Origin of the sequence: Agrobacterium sp. MCAB5 (assembly GCF_052114365.1) — a bacterium.
Classification (GTDB): Bacteria; Pseudomonadota; Alphaproteobacteria; order Rhizobiales; family Rhizobiaceae; genus Agrobacterium; species Agrobacterium tumefaciens.
This window is the reverse complement of the sequence record NZ_JBFREP010000286.1, coordinates 1-425: the sequence shown is the minus strand read 5'-3', so window position 1 is coordinate 425 and position 425 is coordinate 1. Positions and strand designations below refer to the sequence as shown.

The 425-nt window shown below is 56.9% G+C and carries 1 protein-coding gene; it reads right to left on the bottom strand.

Annotated elements, in window-relative coordinates:
• Nucleotides 1-16 precede the first annotated feature (16 nt).
• Nucleotides 17-346, bottom strand: coding sequence for a hypothetical protein (locus AB4Z23_RS28655; protein WP_080850536.1), 330 nt, complete (start codon nucleotides 344-346; stop codon nucleotides 17-19).
• Nucleotides 347-425: the final 79 nt, after the last annotated feature.

The following is a 425-nucleotide window of genomic DNA, read 5'->3' as shown; positions in this document are numbered from 1 at the left end:
GTTTGCGCTAGCGTCGTCAGATGAAGACGACATGCTTGCCGAAGAGGGTGTTCTCGTCCCATTCAGTACGGTCGATCCGATCGCTTTCGCCGGAGAGTTTCCCGGCTGACATCTCGGAACTATCGAGGTCATGCGAGCCGCCTTGAGAGGAAACCTTTGCCCCGCCGCCGTGGGAACCCTTGATGCGCGCACTTTTCTCGAAGGCATCGCTGATCGCCTCTTGGTGCCTCGCCGCCCATCGGCCGTCAGGATCCGAGAGGATCGAACTGGTTTGGTTGATTTCGACCTGTCGTGAAGGTGCAATTGCTGAAATCGGCATCGCATTCTGGACTTTGCGTCGGCTCATGGATTGTTTTCCTGTGGTTTGCCATTTGGTGGCCTTAGATGCCGGCGTACCATGGTGGCCTTAGATGCCGGCGTACCAT